Source organism: Phyllobacterium trifolii, assembly GCF_014192095.1.
GTDB lineage: Bacteria > Pseudomonadota > Alphaproteobacteria > Rhizobiales > Rhizobiaceae > Phyllobacterium > Phyllobacterium trifolii.
In genome coordinates, this window is sequence record NZ_JACHXN010000036.1 from 1 (window position 1) to 19,821 (window position 19,821).

At 56.3% G+C, this 19,821-nt stretch carries 18 protein-coding genes and 2 pseudogenes; 11 read left to right on the forward strand and 9 right to left on the reverse strand.

Annotated features, from left to right (window positions below):
- The 3 genes from FHS21_RS28640 to FHS21_RS28650 all read left to right on the forward strand — a co-directional run.
- Positions 1-291: nuclear transport factor 2 family protein (locus FHS21_RS28640; protein ID WP_183665443.1), on the forward strand; the 291-nt coding region annotated here is incomplete at its 5' end.
- Positions 288-1,373 carry a Gfo/Idh/MocA family protein gene (locus FHS21_RS28645; protein ID WP_183665445.1) on the forward strand — a complete coding sequence of 362 codons (1,086 nt, stop codon included), beginning with the start codon at positions 288-290 and terminating at the stop codon, positions 1,371-1,373. The genes FHS21_RS28640 and FHS21_RS28645, both read left to right, overlap by 4 nt.
- Complete coding sequence (locus tag FHS21_RS28650; RefSeq protein WP_246411284.1) at positions 1,366-1,620, forward strand: alcohol dehydrogenase catalytic domain-containing protein; 255 nt, start codon at positions 1,366-1,368, stop codon at positions 1,618-1,620. The genes FHS21_RS28645 and FHS21_RS28650 overlap by 8 nt, the downstream gene beginning before the upstream one ends.
- A 51-nt stretch (positions 1,621-1,671) precedes the next feature.
- Here FHS21_RS28650 and FHS21_RS28655 read toward each other — a convergent pair whose 3' ends face one another.
- Entirely contained in the window at positions 1,672-3,912 is a 2,241-nt protein-coding gene (locus FHS21_RS28655; protein WP_183665447.1) for a hypothetical protein, read from the reverse strand.
- A gap of 15 nt (positions 3,913-3,927) precedes the next feature.
- Positions 3,928-6,300, reverse strand: coding sequence for a hypothetical protein (locus tag FHS21_RS28660; protein ID WP_183665449.1), 2,373 nt, complete (start codon positions 6,298-6,300; stop codon positions 3,928-3,930).
- Positions 6,301-6,947: 647 nt separating this feature from the next.
- Between FHS21_RS28660 and FHS21_RS31740 the strand changes: the two genes are divergently transcribed.
- Together FHS21_RS31740 and FHS21_RS28670 are read left to right on the forward strand one after the other, a co-directional pair.
- Entirely contained in the window at positions 6,948-7,406 is a 459-nt protein-coding gene (locus FHS21_RS31740; RefSeq protein WP_376772235.1) for an FAD-binding oxidoreductase, read from the forward strand.
- 432 nt (positions 7,407-7,838) lie between these two features.
- On the forward strand, positions 7,839-8,684 hold the full coding sequence (locus FHS21_RS28670) for a class I SAM-dependent methyltransferase (RefSeq protein ID WP_183665453.1): 846 nt from the start codon (positions 7,839-7,841) through the stop codon (positions 8,682-8,684).
- Positions 8,685-8,877: 193 nt separating this feature from the next.
- Here the strand turns inward: FHS21_RS28670 and FHS21_RS28675 are convergent.
- Positions 8,878-9,105 (reverse strand): annotated as a pseudogene (locus FHS21_RS28675) (ATP dependent DNA ligase); the annotation flags it as partial.
- 264 nt (positions 9,106-9,369) lie between these two features.
- Positions 9,370-9,648, reverse strand: a complete 279-nt coding sequence (locus FHS21_RS28680; RefSeq protein WP_183665456.1) for a hypothetical protein — start codon at positions 9,646-9,648, stop codon at positions 9,370-9,372.
- Positions 9,649-9,815: 167 nt separating this feature from the next.
- Between FHS21_RS28680 and FHS21_RS28685 the strand changes: the two genes are divergently transcribed.
- The 3 genes from FHS21_RS28685 to FHS21_RS28695 all read left to right on the forward strand — a co-directional run bounded on the left by FHS21_RS28685 (position 9,816) and on the right by FHS21_RS28695 (position 12,421).
- Complete coding sequence (locus tag FHS21_RS28685) at positions 9,816-10,544, forward strand: Crp/Fnr family transcriptional regulator (protein WP_183665458.1); 729 nt, start codon at positions 9,816-9,818, stop codon at positions 10,542-10,544.
- A 364-nt stretch (positions 10,545-10,908) separates the two neighbouring features.
- On the forward strand, positions 10,909-11,568 hold the full coding sequence (locus FHS21_RS28690; RefSeq protein WP_312879955.1) for a sugar transferase: 660 nt from the start codon (positions 10,909-10,911) through the stop codon (positions 11,566-11,568).
- Between the two features lie 367 nt (positions 11,569-11,935).
- Positions 11,936-12,421 (forward strand): hypothetical protein, encoded by a 486-nt coding sequence (locus FHS21_RS28695; protein ID WP_183665460.1) that lies wholly within the window; start codon positions 11,936-11,938, stop codon positions 12,419-12,421.
- Between the two features lie 57 nt (positions 12,422-12,478).
- Here the strand turns inward: FHS21_RS28695 and FHS21_RS28700 are convergent.
- Both FHS21_RS28700 and FHS21_RS28705 read right to left on the reverse strand, forming a co-directional pair.
- Positions 12,479-12,562, reverse strand: a pseudogene (locus FHS21_RS28700) (VOC family protein); the annotation flags it as partial.
- Between the two features lie 195 nt (positions 12,563-12,757).
- On the reverse strand, positions 12,758-13,492 hold the full coding sequence (locus FHS21_RS28705) for a DUF8692 domain-containing protein (RefSeq protein ID WP_183665462.1): 735 nt from the start codon (positions 13,490-13,492) through the stop codon (positions 12,758-12,760).
- 686 nt (positions 13,493-14,178) lie between these two features.
- On the opposite strand from FHS21_RS28705, the gene FHS21_RS28710 reads away from it, so the two are divergent.
- From FHS21_RS28710 to FHS21_RS28720, 3 genes are all read left to right on the forward strand, one after another.
- Positions 14,179-14,436: a hypothetical protein gene (locus FHS21_RS28710; protein ID WP_183665464.1), complete on the forward strand. Its 258-nt coding sequence runs from the start codon at positions 14,179-14,181 to the stop codon at positions 14,434-14,436.
- Between the two features lie 365 nt (positions 14,437-14,801).
- Positions 14,802-14,951 carry a hypothetical protein gene (locus tag FHS21_RS28715; protein WP_183665466.1) on the forward strand — a complete coding sequence of 50 codons (150 nt, stop codon included), beginning with the start codon at positions 14,802-14,804 and terminating at the stop codon, positions 14,949-14,951.
- A gap of 204 nt (positions 14,952-15,155) precedes the next feature.
- The gene (locus FHS21_RS28720; RefSeq protein WP_246411288.1) at positions 15,156-15,455 is read left to right on the forward strand and encodes a GFA family protein; all 300 of its coding nucleotides are present in this window, start codon (positions 15,156-15,158) and stop codon (positions 15,453-15,455) included.
- Positions 15,456-15,617: 162 nt separating this feature from the next.
- On the opposite strand, the gene FHS21_RS28725 is transcribed toward FHS21_RS28720, so the two are convergent.
- The 3 genes from FHS21_RS28725 to FHS21_RS28735 form a co-directional block, all read right to left on the reverse strand.
- The gene (locus FHS21_RS28725) at positions 15,618-16,706 is read right to left on the reverse strand and encodes a flavodoxin family protein (protein WP_183665468.1); all 1,089 of its coding nucleotides are present in this window, start codon (positions 16,704-16,706) and stop codon (positions 15,618-15,620) included.
- 653 nt (positions 16,707-17,359) lie between these two features.
- Positions 17,360-18,550, reverse strand: coding sequence for an IS91 family transposase (locus tag FHS21_RS28730; protein WP_183665471.1), 1,191 nt, complete (start codon positions 18,548-18,550; stop codon positions 17,360-17,362).
- Positions 18,551-18,553: 3 nt separating this feature from the next.
- The gene (locus tag FHS21_RS28735) at positions 18,554-19,462 is read right to left on the reverse strand and encodes a tyrosine-type recombinase/integrase (RefSeq protein ID WP_183665473.1); all 909 of its coding nucleotides are present in this window, start codon (positions 19,460-19,462) and stop codon (positions 18,554-18,556) included.
- Positions 19,463-19,821: the final 359 nt, after the last annotated feature.

The following is a 19,821-nucleotide window of genomic DNA, read 5'->3' on the forward strand; positions in this document are numbered from 1 at the left end:
TCGGTCGACGAGTTCGTGACGACGAGCGCCCGTTACCTTGAAGGTGCGCGGACGATCCATCAAGTCCACAATGCTGAAATGGAGAGAGTGTCCGATAACAGGGTGGCCGCGATCTGGTCGACGGAAGACTATCTCGTTTTCCCTCCCGCCGACGACACACGTCCTTCTAGTATACACGGTTACGGGCACTACTACGAAACCTGGGTGTTGGAGAACGGGCAATGGCGGATCGCCAAACTTGAGCTCCGTCGAACCATTCTTGAAATCATGCCGAAGGAGCTGGTCCAATGACCCACCCACCGATCAGAGTCGGCATTATCGGTGTTCACCCGGACCGGGGATGGGCGTCGACCGCTCATGTGCCCGCACTGCGGGAGCTACCGCAGTACCGCCTGTCTGCGCTGAGCCATAGCCGGATTGAAACCGCCAGAGCATCTGCCGAGAAGTTTGGCTTCGACCACGCGGTCTCGTCGACGGAAGAGCTTGTACATCATCCTGACGTGGACCTCGTTGTGGTCACCGTCAGGGTTCCGGAACACCTTCAACTCGTGACCGCAGCGCTTGAGGCTGGGAAGTACGTGTTCTCCGAATGGCCGCTCGGCATTAATCTCCGGGACGCTCAGACAATGAATGCGCTCGCCGGGCAAAAAGGCATCTCGGCGATGATCGGCCTTCAAACCCGCGCGAACCCGACAGTCCGGCACATGCGCAAGCTGATCAAGCAGGGTTTTCTCGGCGAGGTGCTTTCGGCGTCGGTCATCGGCTCGGGAATCACGTGGGGGGAAGAGATGGAGGAGGCATTCCGATACACGCTGGACTGGTCCAAAGGCGCGAGCATGCTCCATGTGCCGTTCGCCCACACTATCGATGCCTTGCTGTTCGCGCTCGACGAGGACTTCCTCAGCGTGTCGGGGACGTTGGTCAGTCGCCGCCCGACTATAAGGATGATTGAGAGCAAGGAAGTCGTCCCGCTGGACGTCGCGGATCAGATCGCCTTCACTGGCAAGTTAACCTCCGGCGGCGTGGTGACAAGCCATTTCCGCGGCGGGCTGTCGCGTGCGACCAATTTCCATGTGGAGATCAACGGCAGCAGAGGCGACTTGTTGCTCACAAGTCCCGTTGGGTACGTGGGCCTGGGCGGGTTCAAGCTCATGGGGGCGCAAGCGGACGAGACGCTTCACCCGATCTTCGTGCCTGACGACTTCCGTCCTGAAGACAACGTCCTCACGGGCAACGTGAGGAGGCTCTACGAACTCTTCGCTTCAGACATGACATCGGGCACGCGGCACGGTCCAACGTTCCAAGACGCGGTCAAACTACACCGCCTGATCGACGCGATCGAGCAGAGCGGCGGAGTGGCGCGCGATGTCTGAGACCATGCGAGCACTGGTGATGTTCGCCCCCGGCGGGCCTGAGGTCTTGCAGGTCCGAGAAATAGCCAGACCGAAGATCGAGCGACCTTCCGATGTCCTCGTCAGGGTCATCGCCGCCGGGGTAAACCCGGCGGATTGGCAGAACAGGAAGAGCGGACAGCGCCATGACCAATATGCCCCGACAGGATCGCCCACGATCCTCGGCATCGATGGCGTGGGCGTGATCGAGGATATTGGCAGCAATTAAGCCCAATGCCCGCCTAGTCCCAAGCGCTCTAAGACTGAGCTTCGTATCCGCCTACGGCACTTCTAGCAGGACCTCCTCCCTTCTGGCGAAAGGCGGTACGAAGTTTGGCTTGAGCCTGAAATTCGGTTGCGATATTTCGTTCAAGTGATCCACGACTTTCTCGACCGCCGGCAGAACGGTTGCCAGGCGCGCGGCGGTGACGATGCGTACTCCAGGCAGCAGAAGCTTGTTGTCGTCGCGCAGAGCTTTGCTCAGTTCTTCCTTCTTGGGTAGAATCTGTTTTTCGTAGCTGTCTTCAACCCTATCCAATGCTGTATTCAACGCCTTCATGTACGCCTGCTTCTGCTTCTCGTACTCCGCATCGCTGATCTTGGTGCTGGTTAGTACGCGGGCCCAGTTCTCCCAAATGGCGAGACACTCGTTGTTCCAGAACCGGAGAACATGCTCGTTGTACCATTCGCGCTCCAGCTCAGAGAGCCGCAAATAGCGAACGTCAAACTGATATTGTGGCGCGTTGCTCGCGCCAACGAGACGGGTGAACAGTTGTGACGGCACGACCTTCTTTTCATACGAGTTCCAGATCGTGTGCGTCGTGACAGGCTCGCCGACAGCAAGAATCGCAACCGAGCTGATCGGCATGTCCAGATCGCTGCTGAAGCCATTGGCCGTAAGATCTTCCTGAAATTTGAGCATGGCATCGCTGGCATCCGGGGGGTCGGCCTCGTGAGGCGGCTGCTCCCATGCAGTCATTGTTGTTTTCAGCCCGTCGTTGTCGGTCACCGAGCTATAGTCGTTATGTTGGACGACCACGCCGAAGTTACCGGTTTGAATGAGCATGCCGACGTGAAGCGGCAGACGCACCCAACGCGCATTTATCCCGCCGGCAAGCTCCGCGTGAGACCCGTTGATCCGATTCAGGAGCGATAACAACACGTAAGCGGATCTTACAGCGTGAACTCCGCAGTCGTGCAGCAGTCGGCCGATGAGGTTACGCGGGAACATATGGGTCAGATAGTTTGGCGGGCCTTCTGTCAGATTGAGCCTGGAGTGCGTCGTCATTTGCCCGAAATACACGCTGGCGGTCTCGACGGTCTCGCGCCAGGCATTGACGCCTGCCTTGCTCTTGTCTGCCGCGGTCGTGGCCTGGCGAGTGAACTCTGCCAATGTCTCTGCGAAGAAGCTGTACAGGAAGGCGATCAACTCGTCGTTCTCGACGAGCCTGAGGCGCCCGCCATGGCGCGCCTTTATCAAGGAGCGGCGGAACAAATTCGCTGGCGATGGACGCTCCTTCGCGTCCCACGTGTGGCCATACGCTACCAGGAAGTATGCAAGCTGGCGATCCCGCGAAACCTGGATGCTCCCGATCCTTTCGCCTCTCACGTCCGGCTGGTCCGTATCGTCACGATCCAGTGAGTTGAAGATGACGCTCCGCGCGTTGAACGGTGGAAAAGCGTCCAGAAAGCGATGCAGTTTGGCCCGACCACGTCCATAGCGGAATTCCGTGACGCGGATTTTCTTGTTCAGAATTATTGTACGGCGGTCATTCTGCATCTTCAGTTCGTCAAGTGCTTTCCCGGCTTTGAAGTCCTTCGGAATATCCTTTGTAGTCAGCAGCTTCCACAGCGGCAGCTGCAGATCTTGCAGCTTGCGCAGGCCAGCCACGTCATTGTTATCTCTCTCCAATTTCGCCAGTGCGAGTTCAAGGAGCTGCTGAAAAAGCATCTGCATAACGCGATAGAATTGCTCGATCGTCTCAAGCAGTTGCTCGGGGAGCACTCTCTCGTCAAAGGAGGGGCCTTCTGGCCGCGCGCCCATCTTCGCGGCCGCGGGCAAGTCAACCTTCGCGAAATGCCGCATCGCACCATCGAGCCCGTTCAAAGCTCGCTGCCATTCCTGCTCCTGATTCGATCCAGTTAGAAGCTCCAATGATTGGGGCTGGTCCTTCACAATCGTGATGATACCGTCCCAGTTGTTAGCAACCCGCTTGTTTCTGCTGCCAAACCGGGTTTGGGGCCAGTTGATCAGAAGATCGAACTCCTCAAACCATCCCCTCAGGAGGATGCGGGCCATCAACGCGTGAAAAAGCTCGTACGAGATCGCGTGTAGAGGATCCTCCGCACCGGACAACTTAACGAGTTGACGCGTGAGCCACGCGACAGCAGGCTTGTCGCCAGCCTCGACGGCTTCGCACAGCTTTTTAAGGACGTCCAGATCGCCGACGTTCGGAGGATTTCTCGCGATCGCGTCGACCACTTCCCTGTAGAAAATGCTAGCGCTCGAGCCATTCGCCATAGTCGCGCTCGAATTCTAGGCCTTGGGCTTCCATTTCCACTCGTTCGGCGACATCCGCTCCCATTCAGGCAGCGTGTGGCCCTTGCGCACCAGGACGGCCGTTGTCGGCAGATGCGTTTCCCAAGGATCCCCGACCGGCACTTCGCCGCGATCGCCTCCGGTGAGCTCCTTGATTTCATCGACGATAGGCTTGTAGAGAGGATGATCGATCGGCGGCTCGCCCTCATCGTTCCAGACGCGTCCCTCCTGCATGAAATAGGAGACAGCCGCTTCGAACCCGACCCGCACCGGTACGACGACGCGCGCATAGCCTGCTTTCAGGAAATCCTCGAGTTCTGCGTCCATGTTCCGTGCACGGAATCGGTCGGCCCATCCACCGGGTCGTGCCCAGAAATAAGGGTAGAACACGTATTGGATTTGATCCCACTCGAAGGCGTGCTCGAAGAAGCGGATGATCGCCCCGTCAGCTTTGGCATCCTCGATGTCAAAATGCGGCGGGTAGAGCGAGCCGCCGCCGGTGTGTGCGGTGTTCAATAAGCCGGCGTGTTCATTGCGAATAAACGCGAGGCAGTGCTTTTTCAACTCTGTCCGGATGATGCGTTCATTGACGGACGGGGGATTCCCAAACTCAAAGGCGAGTCCTTTTTCAGCTTCTTTCTTCTGTTTCAGCGTCTCGACTTCTTGCTGATACCTAAGCAAGACATTCGAATACGCCTCGGCGATCGTGTCGTAGGTCGATGTGGCCCATTCGCGCAGCCCCTCGGCCTGGCGCTGGAAGGTGACCTTGGTGTGCACACTGTAGTTCGCGGTCTCATGCGCGAAAATATGGATGGTGAGCTTGTCGTCGTCGGCGTAGAGACCGCCGTCACTCGGGAAGACCGTTACCCGGTTGGCATTGGGCCGGTAGAATCGAAGATCGCCCTCCTGAACATCGATCCGCTCGCCTTGCGCCGTCGGACGCCAGTAATCATACTCGTTCCCGACACTGAACGCGAAGTGAGGATCCTCGTCCGTCACGCCCATCACCGTCGTCAAGGCCCAGACAGGTCGGTAACCCTTTGGAATCTGGATTTCGATTTGGTTGCGGCTCCGAGGCTGATCCTCCTCTGAGTCATTGCCCATGCCTTGTGTGACGCTCGCACTCCTCACGAGAAAAATCGGCGGCGGGGCCTTTAGTCCTTTTGTACCGTAACGGGCACCAAGACGTAGATAGTTGCCCTCATGAATGTGTGTTGCGTCCGGTGCTTCGACCTCCAGTCTGATTGGCGGGATCGGTAGTTCCGGGTCCGGTTGTGGCATTTTTTCAAGATGCCACATGTAAGACGCCGGCTCTGGAATCATGAAGTCGAACATCTGCCGCAGGCCATAGTTGAATACCTGCGACTCATAAATCTTGTCGACGAACTGATAGATGCCGGCGCTGTGCTCGCCGCTCTCATTCGTGAGCCTATGCTCGTTGACTTCTTCGACCTCGCGCAAAATTGTAAGTCGCCGTTCTTCGCGGACACGCTCGACAATGCGCTCCTTGGAGCGCTCGACGACGTCCTTTGCATAGGTGACGGAGTTCTTAAGGCCATTTTCTTCGCTGGTCTGATTGCTCACATCGAGTTTGCTTTCGAACTCGACCGTGGGGCCGTACTTTCCGGAGAGCGACAATCCGAATCCGACCTTCTGATCGGCTTGCTGTGTCCGCGTGGTTTCACGATTGAGTTCGAAGCGCTCGGTGGTCTGCAGCTCCGTCTCCTTTTCGTGCTCCTGCTCCTTAAGCGTGCTGATTACTTCTTCGGTTCGGTTGAGCTGGCGATGAGTACGAAGCTTGGATTCGCCGTCGAGAATGTTTTCGATGTGTGCAATTTCACCGGCTTCATAGCGCTTGATTTGCTGTTTTACCACCAGCAGATCGGCGACGCCGACCGCGTTCAATTGGGCAGGACGGGGACTTGGTGCCGGCGGGTCACCGGGCGTATCCTCTGGTTGAGGCGGCGTTAGCGCGCCATCGATCGCAGCGACAAGATCGCCGATACGGATGTCTGCCAACGATACACCGAGTTTTTCCAACGTTGACTTTGTCCTTGAAGACAAACGCTTGATGGCGCTGGCCTGCAACGTGAACAGGCCACGCGCAACTGACAGGTTAAGATCGCGGATTGGATCGAGCCTCTCAACCTCGCGCTGAGCGCTCACCAGATCTCTGGACGCTCGCACGGGGTCGAACACCGGCTGGCTGATAATCGCGGATGGTTTTACTCTCCCGGATCGCGGCGCGGGCACATGGACGGTAGACGCTGATGTTTTTGGTGACTTGCCGGTTGCAGGGCTGCGAAACCGAGATTTTGCGGCACGCAGATGCGTGAAGCGAAATAAACTGTTGTCGGCGCTGCTGGCCATATTTCCCATCCTTTTTTTAACGAGCGTTCTGCATCTAAGCCTGCTCTGTTAACTGGCACCGGCAAATGCCGGATTTGAACTGCATCTCACCTGCCGCAACTAGGACGCGGAATGCATTTCAAGAATTTGCATACCTTCGCTGAGCAGAAGCCTACTGCTGTTCCGGTACTACGAGGCATAAAACACGCTCCAATGCCGAAGAAGTACGTTACAGTTACATCCCCGAACGATCTCGGCCGTTTTGAAGCAAAGGCGGCGCAATTCTGCGAAGCGTAGGTTCAAAAAAAGGCCGCTCTAGCGCATCTTACAAAATTTTACTGAAGATCATGCAATTGGAACTTTCGCCTATCTCATGAGCTAATCGGAGTCATCAATTTTAATTGCAAAATCTGGATCGTCTTGAATGAGGCTGGGCTGCCCTCCCACCAATAGATCCGTTAAGTCTGCATAGTCTTTGCACCTATTTGCAACGCTAAACTCGCGCCATCCCCCAAGCGGCGGCATCCTTCCATGCAGGACACGCACAAGTTGGAGAAGGATGTTCGATGAAAAAGCTATTTGAACCCGATGCGACCAGGATCGGTAGGCCTGCGGGTCCTGCGATGCAGGATGCTGTCCCCCAAGGTATGGCAGATGGAACTCCCCGGATGTTACGAGACGATCTCAGCGAACTTATCGGGAGCGATCAAGTGCTGCACCGAGTGGCCGATCTCGTCCGCTATGCTTCTGACGCAAGTCCGTATCGCTACATACCACAGGTAGTTGTCAGACCTAGAACTCTCGAAGGTGTTGCAAATCTGTTGGTTTATTACAGAAACAATGGCCGCAAAGCAACGTTTCGCGCGGCAGGTACAAGCCTGAATGGCCAATCCCAGTCGGACGATGTCCTCATTGGCGTACGTGGCCATTGGCAAGGTTGCTCAGTGGAAGAAGAAGGGCGACAACTCCGAACGAAACCGGGCACTATTCTTGCACATGCAAATGCTCGACTAGCCCGGTGCGGCCGAAAACTTGGCCCGGATCCAACTAGCAACGGCGCTTGTACCATTGGCGGTGTCATCGCTATGCCGGCAGCGCTGCCGAGGCAAAGGAGGCATTCGAAGTAGCGACACAGCAGCTTTCACTGGCGCAGATCAACCTCAAGCGCACGAAGGTACGGAGCCCCGTGAATGGGTTTGTGACAAACTTGTTGCTGCGAGTCGGCGATTACGCCACAGAGGGCTCCAGTAACGTCTCGGTGGTGGACTCGGACAGCCTTTGGACGCGGCCCGAAAGCAGACGTCGCTAGCGACAGGGCTGGATGGCTTGATTGCGCCCTCATCTCGGCCATTGAGGTCCCCTTCGTCGTCTCCCAAAAGCTGACATTTGCGCTAGGCGGATGATGGCCCTGTTTGAGCGAAGGGACGTTCGCATCTTACCCCTGCGACTGACTGTAACGGTTACGTACTTGTGCCCCCGCACAAGTGCCAGCTTGATGGTCTCGCGCGTGATGCAGGCAGCAGCGAGCCTGACACGGAAACTAGGAACCGGTAGACAAAATGAGCAACGCCTCGAACTCCGAACAAAGTACATCGGCCGGACACAAGCTCAGCGCCGCCGGACATCTTGACGTTCATTACCTGGCACTAAAGGACGAGTACGATGCCACTCTTCGTGCTGCCGGCATCCGACCCGGCTGGTCAGTGCTGGACGCAGGTGCAGGCAATGGAGTCTTCCTGCCGTTACTGGCGGAATTGCTGGGCAACGAGGGACATATCGAGGCTTTGGATCTGGCACGGGAAAATGTTGAGGCGATTGAAGGCTTGATTGCTAGCCAAAAGTTTGCCTGTCGGATAAGCGCGCGAACGGGTGACATCACCGCGCTGCCGTATGAGGCGGGCACGTTCGATGCGGTTTGGAGCGCTAACGTCATCCAGTATCTGAGTGACGAAGAGCTAACCCACGTAATCGAGGAGTTCCGCCGCGTCGTTAAACCGGGCGGACTGGTTGCCGTGAAGGAGGTCGATATCTCGGTTTGGCAGTATCAGCCGCAGGATCCTAAACTGACGTGGCGTCTGCTTGATGCGCTATCTGATGATATACAGATGTCCGGTGCAATGCGCGGAACTCGTGTTTCAGCCTGGTTTCGGGCAGCGGGTCTTGAGAACGTCTCTGCCATTACAACGCTGGCAGAGCGCCGTCAGCCACTCAGGCCCATAGAGCGCGAATACATCCGCAACAATATCGAATTCCTGTCCGGCCTCGCCCGAACATGCGATTTGCCAGAGGCGGATCATCTCCAATGGAAGGCGATCGGCGAAAATCCTGAGCGACTGATTCTCGATCCCGACTTCTGCTATCGCGAAATGTGGGTACTCAGCTTGGGTACCGTGCCAGAGTACTAACTTCCGTCCCTGACACTGGAGTAACCCAAGACGGTGAATCTTCAGAAGTGCTAAGCTACGCTACTTTGCTGGCGACCAAGGTGAGGCCCGCCGCGGGGTTTCCCGAAAGGGCGGGTGAAATGACGAAGAGCCTCAGTTGCCAGGGGTTATCAATGCCTGCCGGACAACGCAGCTCAAACTCTCATCAATCTGATTAGTTCCCGTCAATCGTGCAGATTTCAGCGTTGTCAGCGATTTCTCGCATTCCTTTGAACGATGGATGGCGCAGTTTTCCGTCATGCGTCCAGGAACCATAGGTTACCTCAGCCACCAATGTTGGCTCCACGAAAACGTATTTTTTCCCTTTAATGCCGCTCGCTGCCGGAACGGCGACGCGCATGCCGTCCAGCTGAACCCTCAAATCTCGTGCAAGCTTTGTGGAAAATCCGGTGCTGGCTAGACTTGACTGGGCACGGTGTTAGGCTGTGAAAACAAAATGAATCCATAGAAACGCTAAAACGACAAAGACGGCAGTCAGGAGGCCTTACCAGTCAAATTGCAAAAGCGTTGAACCGAGCACCAACGTCGAGCACCCAATTTGAGGGTTGCATCCGACTGTGTCACGGGGTCAATGATGGATAAGTTCCGATGATGCTGCCGGATTGCACAGGACCGAGGCCATAGCGGGCCTTGCAACCATCTTATTTCAAATGACAGTTCCCCACGCTTCGTTCCAAAGCGCGAGATCGTCGATAATGATGACAATCTCGCGAAAACCGTAATTGTCTCTAACGTCAAGTGCCCGTTCAAGTGCCAGTGGAACGGGTGTGGCATAGAAATAGTCGCCTTTGTTGGTAAGGGTATTTTCCGGCCACTCGACTTCGGCGAGCGGCCGGCCGTCTTTTTGGATAACCCGTATGCATACCGCATCAAGGGGTATATCATCCTCCTTGAGGAGCCTGCGATATGTGGCGTTTCGATCCATCCTGACCTCAGGCGCGGCAGCTCCGTTTTTACCGACATTTTCCGAGTGGCCTATATTCCCGGATTGTCCTCTGGAGGACATACCATTGTTCTCGGTTTTTATCTTGATACTTATAGTTTTTTTGAAAGCGCTGGATCGTCAGTTTGTTCCTCGCGGGAAGGAGCAACATGACCTTGGTTCAATCCGCTGTTCAAAACAAACTCCTTAGATTGTTGTCACCATCTGATTTCCAGCTGCTTGTCGAGGATCTCGAATACGTAACATTCTCGCTGCGGGATCCGATCGAGAGTCCGGGGGAGCCTATTGACGCCGCGCTGTTTATCGAGGACGGCATAGCATCGATTGTAGCAAAAAGCCCTTCCGGCGGCGATATCGAAATTGCTTTGGTCGGCCTGGATGGAATGACGGGAACCTCGCTCGTCCTCGGCAGCACCAGCGCGCCGCTCTCCATCTATATCCAGCTTCCCGGTTCCGGCCACCGGATTTCCGCCGGCAAATTGCAGGCGGCGTTAGAGCAAAGCCGGTCGCTGCAGCGGGTGTTTCTTCTTTACGTACAGACGATGTTTGTTCAAAGCGCCACGACTGCTCTGGTCAACGCTCAGGCCGAAGCCCGGACAAGATTGGCGCGATGGCTGCTGATGGTGCATGACCGCACCTCGGGCCATGATCTTTACCTCACCCATGAGTTCATGGCGGTGATGCTGGGTATGCGGCGGCCCTGGGTGACAGAAACCCTGCATTCACTTGAAGCCGATGGCCATATCCGCGCCACCCGTGGCAAGGTCGCCATTGTCGATCGCGCGGGTTTGATGGCGGAGGCCAACGGATTTTACGGTGAAGCCGAGCGTGAATATGAAAAACTGCTCGGAGAGCGGCTATCGCGACAACAACGATAAGCGCGATGGATGAGAGCTTTGGCGTCACTGGCATAAGAAGCCCGATGCGCGCCCTGTCAACATGCCGATATCATTCTGATCAAACCATTGCTGCATCATGACAAGACTTTGGTCTTATTCCTGAACGGCCATACGTCTCATCCTGCATAGGTCTGAAGACCAAACGTGGAACGGGTGCCTCCGTTCCACGTTTGGCATTGCGGCAGCCCGACCGGTCCGAAGCATTGGGATGGCAAAGCTATAAATTGAGAGGGCACTCCAAAGTCAAATTCCATCCGCCTGCTGTGCTGCAGGCTTTGCCTTGCCCTCCCTGACATGAAGCCAAGCCGAACTTCGTGGATCACAGATTCGAAAGGAATTTCTCGTGAATACCAAACTCATTCGGCAGTCGGACGAATTGGCAAGTCTTCCGGTTGGAGGATTCTTGAAACGATCGTTCGACGTGTTTACCGCGATCCTTGCCCTCATCCTGCTCAGCCCGCTGTTTATACTGCTCTCCTGTCTGGTTAAGTTGTCGGATGGTGGACCTGTTCTCTATGGCCATCGCCGCATCGGGCGTGGCGGGAATGCGTTCTATTGCCTCAAATTTCGTACCATGGTTACAGACGGTGATGCCGTCCTTGAAGCCCATTTCGCTGCAAATCCGGAGGCGCACGCAGAATGGTTGGCGGCGCGAAAGTTGCAGGTCGATCCACGCGTCACCACACTCGGCATCGTGTTGCGGAAATTGAGCCTCGACGAATTACCTCAACTGGTAAACATTCTTCGCGGCGAGATGAGCCTGGTTGGGCCGCGTCCTGTAGTGAAGGATGAGATCGAGCTCTATGGTTCCGCCGCAACCTACTATTTCAAATCGCGCCCGGGCCTGACTGGTGTGTGGCAAATCAGCGGGCGTAATGACGTCAATTATGACGAACGGATTGCTTTCGATAAGCACTACGTTGAAAACTGGTCCTTTCAGAAAGATATCATCATCATTCTCAAGACCATTCCCGCCGTATGTGCGTTTCGCGGATCGTATTGAAACGGTTCGGTAGGTTAACCTCCCTCGGAGAAGCGCGACCCGTGCGAAAATCGGACACATTAGATGAAGCAGGGAATGCGCCAACGAAAGACGGCCGAACCAGCTATGTCTCCGGCCCGCCGTCTGAAGTCAAAGGCGGAGTTATAAGTCATGAGGGGGTCTACAGAAATCCAACGGCGCCATATCTACTACAAAAGCAGCTTTTTGACGCTCAGCTTGCAGCCGTGGCGCACAGCAGGCAGCGACAACCGAGATGAAGAAACAGTCAAACAAGATGTACTGGTCCCCTATAGGCGTGTTCCTGACTGCCCTGATCACGCTTGGGATCGCCATCGTACAGAAGATGAATAGCTAAGGGATTCTGGAAATGGTTGTTGGTATAGGCGAGGCTTATGGGGCACTGAAAGATTCCTTTGATATCGCCAAAGGCATCAAAGATATAAGCGACAAGGTCGCGCTAAATAACGCGGTCATAGAGCTTCAGGGGAAGTTACTCGAAGCACAAGCGGCCATACTCTCTAGCGCTGACCGGGAACGGGAACTCGAAGAGAAAATGACTGGCCTCAAACGGCAGCTTTCTGCTTACGAGGATTGGGACGAAATTGCTGCCAACTACGTACTCATGGACTATGGTGGGAACACCTATGCCTACGAGTTCGTGGTAGACCCCAGCGAAACGTCAAACGCGCCTCATAGAGCCTGTCCAAATTGTTTTGGCCACCGCAAAAAATCCATTCTGCAATTCACATTACGCGACCCTTATCAGCGCGATCATTACAAGTGTCACGCTTGTGGGGACACATTTGTATTCGGCGTAAGCGAAAATCCGCCATCCATACCCGAGCAGTATTAGTGACCGTTATAATCTGCATAAATGTCCCAGCCCCTACCGCTGTCCTTCTGCGGTCCCAAGACCGAGTTCGCTAAAGAAATCAATCGTCGTTTCGAGATCTTCGACGACTATTCCTACGTTGTCCATCCGCTTGAGCGCCATGTCTCCAATCTCCAAGATGTCCTTCCAATCTACAAGTCGTCTAGCCTAACAACGAAAGCTTGTGCAAGGCGGGGCACCGGATCGCTGAGAACAGTCGCCGCGAAATGTAATGGGAAGCCATGACCCGCCATAAGCGATGGCAACTTTTATCAATGAAGCTGCCGAGTTCTTCAACCTTGATATCCGGCAGGGAAATCAGGCGCTGGGGTGGAGTGTTGGTCCCGAACGCTTCAGATGGCACAGCAACACATAGATGAAGGCCAGCATCCCGGCCATTTCGAGACCTTCCTCGAGGTTCGTCAGTATTCGGTAACGAAATGATTCAATCCCTTCAACTTCAGCAACGCTGCCGCCAATCATCTCGAATCCGACGGCACCGCCAAGGAAGATGAGAGCTGAAAGCACGAGGAGCCCCGCGAGCGTCAACGGAAACGACCTGATGAAGGGAATAAAGGCCGCAAGACCGATCAGGCTGAGGATACCAGCTGGCGCTGCCCAGGCAAAATACATCAGGCCAGTGTGCTCTATCCTTCCGGACAAAGCGGCAGAAATCTTTTCATGAATACCGGCGAACTCGTCGAACGAAAGCAACAGAAAAAGTACTGTGAGCGCATACCAGTGGTATTTAAACCTGCTACCGCACATGGCTGCGTCCCTGCTTGCCAGAAAAAGCAACCATGCTGCGGAAAACGCTACCACCACCGAAAGCCACGTAAACGCACTTTCCTCGGAGTCGACGTCGAGCAACCATATCTTGTTGGAAAGTTCCGGCTTGGCACCAGAATAGAGGATCAGATCCTGCATAAAACCTGCACCGAGCAGCAACGCCGAAACGGCACAGGCCAACGCAAACACCCGGCCCGGCTTCACAAGCGTGCGCGCTCTTAACGGAATGTCGCTATTGGCCACATCAGTGAGCCGGACACTCATCGATCACCTGATTTGCATGCACTTGACATGTCACAAAACCATCACAAATCTGTCGCATTCCTTAGTTGATGGTCAACGCATGGAGACAGCAAATGGCTCCCTTCGGAGGACATTTAAATTTGACGGTCGGTGTAGCCGTGCTGGCGACGCTGATGCTACTTACCGTGCTCGTCGTGGCTCTGGACATCGAGATTGCGCTGCCGAGAGGCTGACAGGGCGTGCACTCGTTATGAGAACCAGCATTGTTGCGGATTCTTCCGCACAGTGCCCATGTTATTTGTCGGTTTCATGCTCGACCTGGTATGGACGCCTAACACCTTGCCTGGTCCACCTCTGCCTGTTCCAATCGAGCAAGTAACTTCTGAAATACCTTGTCCGTCACTATGGGAAAGTGGCCAGACTGCATTGCCGCCTGAAAATCGTGTTTCCTCATCCCCCGCTTCAACCAATTGGCGGTGACCACTGAGTCAGATTTGCGTATTACCACTGATAATCCCACCATTGTTATGGTTCGAAACATGCCAAGAGCAAGTTCGTTCCAACGGCGAATTGTCCGCTGGCAGACATAGCATTGACGCACGTGAAATATGTGCTTTTTAATATCTCCGTCGCTGGATCTAGAGTGGCGCACCTGCGATTGAGAGATGCTAAGCGCTCCCGCCAAACACTAGTGCGGGAGGAAGGCTATGCCCCGTCATTTCAGGAATATTATCTATTACAGCGAAGACTGGGATGTAATGGAAAGTGCGCTTCTGAAGGCCACCAGAAAGCTACACAGAGCCCAAGACCACGAAGATACGGATCGTCTCGCACGAAGGGTGATGACGCTCTTCGACCAAGGTCTCCGCGATGCAGAAATCATTGCCCGCGCAGCTGCCAATCAGGAAATGTTAATCGCTAATATTGCGTCGCTGCGAGGCGCGGCAAGGCCGCTTCATGCCTAACGATGTCAGTCAACGCCTCGACAGCAAACTCGAATGCCCAAAGTGCCAAACGATCTACCTTACCTTCACGCAAGATTTGGCGCTGAGCACACCAATCGTTTGTACCTCTTGCGGAGAATATATGGGTACGTGGGGTGAGTTGGAGACAGATTTTTACGCTCAAGGCGGCGACCACGGCGTGTTCGAAATGCGGGATGGTCAAATCATTCGAAAAGGATGACGCAATGCAAATGGATTTCGATGACGATCCCGAAGGTCGCCCGAGTGTCCTGTCGTTCTGCATTGGTGGCATCTTATTGGTTTTGATGCTTCTCATAGCCACGAGCTATGCTGGCTACTTATGGTGAATTCACAAGGAGTGGTCCATGCCAATAAATTTTGAGGACGACCCGAACGATGGGCGAAATGACCTGCCCTATTACCTCTACGGTCTGGTTTTCTGCGTTGGCCTTGCCATCGCTATCGCGGCTGGATGGGTCTTACACCTGGAGAACTCGGGAGCAAACGTTCCCTGAGACAAATGACAACTGCTAGTCCACCTTTAATGTCTCAGCTTCGCAGATCCGCTAATGCTTGCCCTAAGGTCCAACAGAATTGGCAAAATTCAACTGATCAGCTGACCGCGACTGAATCGAATTCTACAGCTCGTTCTTCGATGTTATCGGGCTTACGCGACTGGCCGGCTTTGCTGACATCACTTGACATCCGGAGCCTGATTGATGACCGAACGGATTGAAACTGCTGGCTGTTTTTGCGGCGCTATACGCGCCGAATGTCGCGGCGAGCCCTTCTGGATCAACTATGACCACGACGACGATTGCAGGCGTGCCATAGGTGGACCGTTGACCGTTTGGATAGGCTATCGGCCGGAACAGTTCAACATTGTACAGGGCATGGTGAAGACCTATTCCAAAACGCCCGGTGTCGTTCGCAGCTTCTGCGGACGTTGCGGCAGTTCGATCGGCTATCATGATGATGGAATTCCGGACGAACAGTATTTGACGATCGGATTTTTTTGATCATCCGGAGCGGTTCAAACCAAATGTCCATGGCTACTGGAAGTTCAAGCTTCCATGGATTGAATTTTCCGACGATTTGCCAAGGGTCGACGAATATACGCGCCGTCGCGATCCAAAGCTCGGGAATCCAAACACAAGATAGTAGGCTAGTCGTCTTCAAGCTTATTTCTGACGGGGTTGCCGCAGGTCTTTTCCGGCTGCAACGAATTGTCCGTCACGCTGGGCAAGCACTGCCTCCAACAATGTTTGAGCGGCGTTACGGACTTCGCCTTGAATGGCCGTGTCGGCATCGAGCTCTTCGTGGTTTGTGGCGTAGGGTTTCCAGTAACCTATATAGCGGTCCACTTCAGCAAGCGGACCCGCCGGTGACATCTGCATGAAGCGAAGCCAGTCCGAAATGCTGCGGCGAACATTCTCCACCCCCTCCACATCGCCATGCACGATCACCGAAAAGAGGCGGCCCGCAAGGTGTCTCGGATAGTCCCAGCCCTCCAATTCAATCTGCTTTGCCAGCTTGGCATCTTTGCCCTGTGTCAGAGTCGGATCGGGATTGCCACCGTCGGCACAGACCAAGCGGTCCATCATCAATTTGACCGGAGATGTCACCTGATACCAGTTCACTGGCGTGACGATCATCACCCCGTGCGCCGCGACCCACATCGGATAGATGTCGTTCATCCAGTCCTGCGTCTGGCCGAGGGAATAATTTGGATAGCATGAGCACGGCCAGTGGCAGAGAGCCGGCGAGGTTGAAAAGCAGGCTTTGCAGGGGTGGATTTTGCGACCATATTCAGAAGCAAGTTTGCCAAGCTCCAGAACCTCCACGTCTACCTCACCCGATTGGTTGAACACTTCACGAGCGATTTCCACAAGGCGAAAGGATTTGGACATTTCCCCGGGACAGGTGTGCTCGCTGCGCGGTGATCCGCTGATCAGGAGTACCCGGCGACGAGCGGCGCTATCTTCGTATTGACGCTGTGCCGCATCGACCTTTGCCTTTGCATTGATCCAGTCGACGGCAAGGTCATACTCGGGATCATGGAAACCTTGACCCGCTTTTGAAGTCTCGGGGCTCTTGCGCTGGAGCTTGTAAGCGTCCCATGCAGCCGCCACGATCAGATCAAGTTCAGACTTTAACGGATTGAATGCAGGGTCCTTGAATTGGCACAAAAATCGCTGACGAAACTCCGGCTCGTCTATCCTTGGGCTTGGCGTGCCCTTACGGGGCTCCGGCGTCGTGTGTTCAGTCATGAACGCATCCTTTCGGTCACGGTGTAAGCGCTCGGTTCCGGTGGCGAACAAAACGCGATGATTTGTCCCCGATCGACGCCTGTGTCATGGAAGCAGCGAGTGAAACCTTCAGGAAAAGAACTCAGCCAATGATGCAAATGTTCCAAGGCGTGGTCGCGAGATGCATCCGATCCATTATGAGGAAGCCACCGACTACGGTGATCCTCGCTTAGAAGGAACGCCGCCCCACAGCACATCTAACCATCCGAGGACATGAGGTGTGGAACTTGCAGAACGACCGCTTTGGACCAGACCCAGACATCACGGCAGCCGACTTAAACGTCTGCTTTCGCAGGGCTGTTCTTGAAAGCTGCCTGACCGGAATCGTGAAGAGTTTCGGGCGCCAGGAGGCGTACGAAAGTCCCCGAGGAAGGAACCCGCGGACCACAGTCGAGGCTATGGAGATTTCGATCTACGGCTGATGTGTGTGGTGGCGCGACCGCAGCCAGAGAGTAGAGCGATGAATGCGGATAGGCCGCTTCGTTGCGCATCCGCGTGGTTTTGCCGGCCCGGCACCCGGCCCGCCGCAACCCTGTCGGCGGCGATGATTACCATGGATGCGTGTGGGTCTGTTGCCGAGACAGGGCGCCTGCGGCTGACCATGCCATGCCGGGTCATGAAGTCGTCTCCCGGTTCGTCGCCGCATCCGGCGGCCCGCGCGGCTGCCTCCAGCGTTCAAACACCTCGATGACGATCATTCGTCCGCCGCAGCAGGGGCATGGGGGGCGGGAGTCCCCCGGTTCGCCCGGTGTGCCGTTATCGACCGGAGCGGCGACGTCCAGGAGTTCGCGCGCGAGAGCGAGGCTGGTCTTTCGGGCTGAGCCGGCGAGCAGGCCGTAGTGCCGGATACGATGGAAGCCACGCGGCAAGACATGGAGCAGGAAGCGGCGGATGAACTCGTCGACCGCGAGCGTCATGATCTGCTGCCGGTCGCAGCCGTCGCGGCGGTAATCCCTGTAGCGGAAGGTGACGCCAGTTTCGTCGAAGGCGATCAGGCGGCGGTTCGAGATTGCGACCCGGTGGGTGTAGCGGGACAGGTAAGCGAGCACTGCCTCCGGCCCTGCGAACGGCGCCTTGGCATAGACCACCCAGCGCTTCTTCCGGACCGGCGACAGATGCCGCAGGAATGCCCACCGCTCGGCGAGATGAGCAAGGGCGCCGAAGAAGCCGAGCCGCCCGTCGTCGTACAGAGCGACCAGGCGGGCGAGGAACAGCCGTCGAAACAGCTTGCCGAGTACGCGCACCGGCAGCAGGAAGGCCGGGCGCGACGAGATCCAACGGCTCCCGTCCGGCGTGATTCCACCGCCGGGCACGATCATGTAAACATGCGGATGGTGGGTCATTGCCGATCCCCAGGTGTGGAGCACGGCGGTGATGCCGATGCGCGCGCCGAGGTGCTTGCGATCGGCCGCGATGGTCAGCATCGTCTCCGACGCCGCCTTGAACAGCAGGTCGTAGACGAGCGTCTTGTTCTGGAACGCCATGTCGGCGACCTCGGCCGGTAGCGTGAATACGACGTGGAAGTAACCGACCGGAAGCAGATCGGCCTCGCGTTCGGCAAGCCACGTCCGTGCCGCCGCGCCCTGGCACTTTGGGCAGTGCCGATTGCGGCAGGAGTTGTAGGCAATCCGCCACTGGCCGCAGTCCTCGCAGGCCTCGACGTGACCGCCGAGGGCCGCAGTGCGGCAGTTCTCGACCGCCGACATCACCTTCAGTTGCGGCAGGCTCAGATGTCCTGCATGCGCGCGCTGGTACGCTGCCCCGGCAACACGGAAGATGTCGGCGACCTCGATCGAGGCACGCAAGGCTCAACCGTCGGGGGAGGCTTCTTCCGGCTTGAACAGGCCGAGCTTGTCGAGCGGACTCGTGACCGTGCGGACCGTCTTGGTCGCCACCTTGGCGTAGAGGGCGGTGCTGTTGAGTTTTGCGTGCCCGAGCAGGACCTGGATGATCCTGATGTCCGTGCCGTCCTCGAGCAGGTGGGTGGCGAAGCTGTGGCGCAGCGTATGCGGCCCGACCCGCTTGGCGATGTCCGCGGCCTGGGCCGCCTCAACGACGATCCGATAGAGCTGCCTCGTGCTGATCGGCTTCATCGCGTGTTGGCCGGGGAATAACCAGCCGTCGCGATGCATCACGCCCTGCTGCCGCCCCACCTTCCACCACTGGCGCAGCAGGGTGAGCAGGTCCTCCGAAAGCATGGCATTGCGATAGCGCCCGCCCTTGCCACGCTCGACGCGCAGCAGCATCCGCTCGCTGTCGACGTCGGCGACCTTCAGCATCGACACCTCCGCAACACGTAGGCCGGCGCCATAGGCGACCGACAACGCAGCCTGGTGCTTGAGGCAGGTGGTGGCATTGAGCAGCCGCGCAACCTCGTCGCGGCTCAGCACCACAGGCAGGTTACGCGGATGCGCCAGCCGGACGAGCCTGCGCGCCAGGTCCGGGCGGTCGAGGGTCTGGGTGAAGAAGAAGCGTAGCGCCGACACGATGCTGTTCATCGTCGGAACGGGAACGCCATCCTCCTGCTGCTCGATTTGGAACCGGCGCAGGTCGTCGGCGGTCGCCGTGTCTGGTGAACGCCCGAGGAAGGTTGCCAAGCGACCGATGTCGCGGAGATAGTTGCGTTGCGTTTCGCGTGAGAAACGTCGCATGTTCATGTCGTCGATCAACCGCTGGCGCAGCGGGCTGACGGGGGTATCGAGATGGAGGTACTGCATGGTCAGGCTCCTTGTTGAAGAAGCTCGTCATGCTCCGCCCTTGCCGGACGACGTTCAATCCAGGCGCAGCCTCCAGCCTGTGCCCTCTATCTCAACCGCAGGCGCCCTCCCGCGCAGCGGGTTCGTTCTCCGGCCCCAAAGCGGCCACCCAGCCGACCCGGCCGAGATGTCTTCTCCTGCCGCAAAGCGAACTTTGGTTTATCGGTGCCGCTGACTCTCGGACTAGTTTCAAGAGCATGTGAACAGACCTAATAAGAACGCCATAATGTATTTACTTTTCAACCCCATAGCAGGTATCTGGCAGTTTCTGTTGCGTAATTCCGAAGATTTTCCACTGCAATAATCAGGGGGTTCGCGCG

Excerpts from the sequence above, each read along its gene's own strand:
- FHS21_RS28645 (WP_183665445.1), top strand. The coding sequence starts at position 288 with ATGACCCACCCACCGATCAGAGTCGGCATTATCGGTGTTCACCCGGAC.
- FHS21_RS28650 (WP_246411284.1), top strand. The coding sequence starts at position 1,366 with ATGTCTGAGACCATGCGAGCACTGGTGATGTTCGCCCCCGGCGGGCCT.
- FHS21_RS28655 (WP_183665447.1), bottom strand. The coding sequence starts at position 3,912 with ATGGCGAATGGCTCGAGCGCTAGCATTTTCTACAGGGAAGTGGTCGAC.
- FHS21_RS28660 (WP_183665449.1), bottom strand. The coding sequence starts at position 6,300 with ATGGCCAGCAGCGCCGACAACAGTTTATTTCGCTTCACGCATCTGCGT.
- FHS21_RS31740 (WP_376772235.1), top strand. The coding sequence starts at position 6,948 with ATGTTACGAGACGATCTCAGCGAACTTATCGGGAGCGATCAAGTGCTG.
- FHS21_RS28670 (WP_183665453.1), top strand. The coding sequence starts at position 7,839 with ATGAGCAACGCCTCGAACTCCGAACAAAGTACATCGGCCGGACACAAG.
- FHS21_RS28680 (WP_183665456.1), bottom strand. The coding sequence starts at position 9,648 with ATGGATCGAAACGCCACATATCGCAGGCTCCTCAAGGAGGATGATATA.
- FHS21_RS28685 (WP_183665458.1), top strand. The coding sequence starts at position 9,816 with ATGACCTTGGTTCAATCCGCTGTTCAAAACAAACTCCTTAGATTGTTG.
- FHS21_RS28695 (WP_183665460.1), top strand. The coding sequence starts at position 11,936 with ATGGTTGTTGGTATAGGCGAGGCTTATGGGGCACTGAAAGATTCCTTT.
- FHS21_RS28705 (WP_183665462.1), bottom strand. The coding sequence starts at position 13,492 with ATGAGTGTCCGGCTCACTGATGTGGCCAATAGCGACATTCCGTTAAGA.
- FHS21_RS28710 (WP_183665464.1), top strand. The coding sequence starts at position 14,179 with ATGCCCCGTCATTTCAGGAATATTATCTATTACAGCGAAGACTGGGAT.
- FHS21_RS28715 (WP_183665466.1), top strand. The coding sequence starts at position 14,802 with ATGCCAATAAATTTTGAGGACGACCCGAACGATGGGCGAAATGACCTG.
- FHS21_RS28720 (WP_246411288.1), top strand. The coding sequence starts at position 15,156 with ATGACCGAACGGATTGAAACTGCTGGCTGTTTTTGCGGCGCTATACGC.
- FHS21_RS28725 (WP_183665468.1), bottom strand. The coding sequence starts at position 16,706 with ATGACTGAACACACGACGCCGGAGCCCCGTAAGGGCACGCCAAGCCCA.
- FHS21_RS28735 (WP_183665473.1), bottom strand. The coding sequence starts at position 19,462 with ATGCAGTACCTCCATCTCGATACCCCCGTCAGCCCGCTGCGCCAGCGG.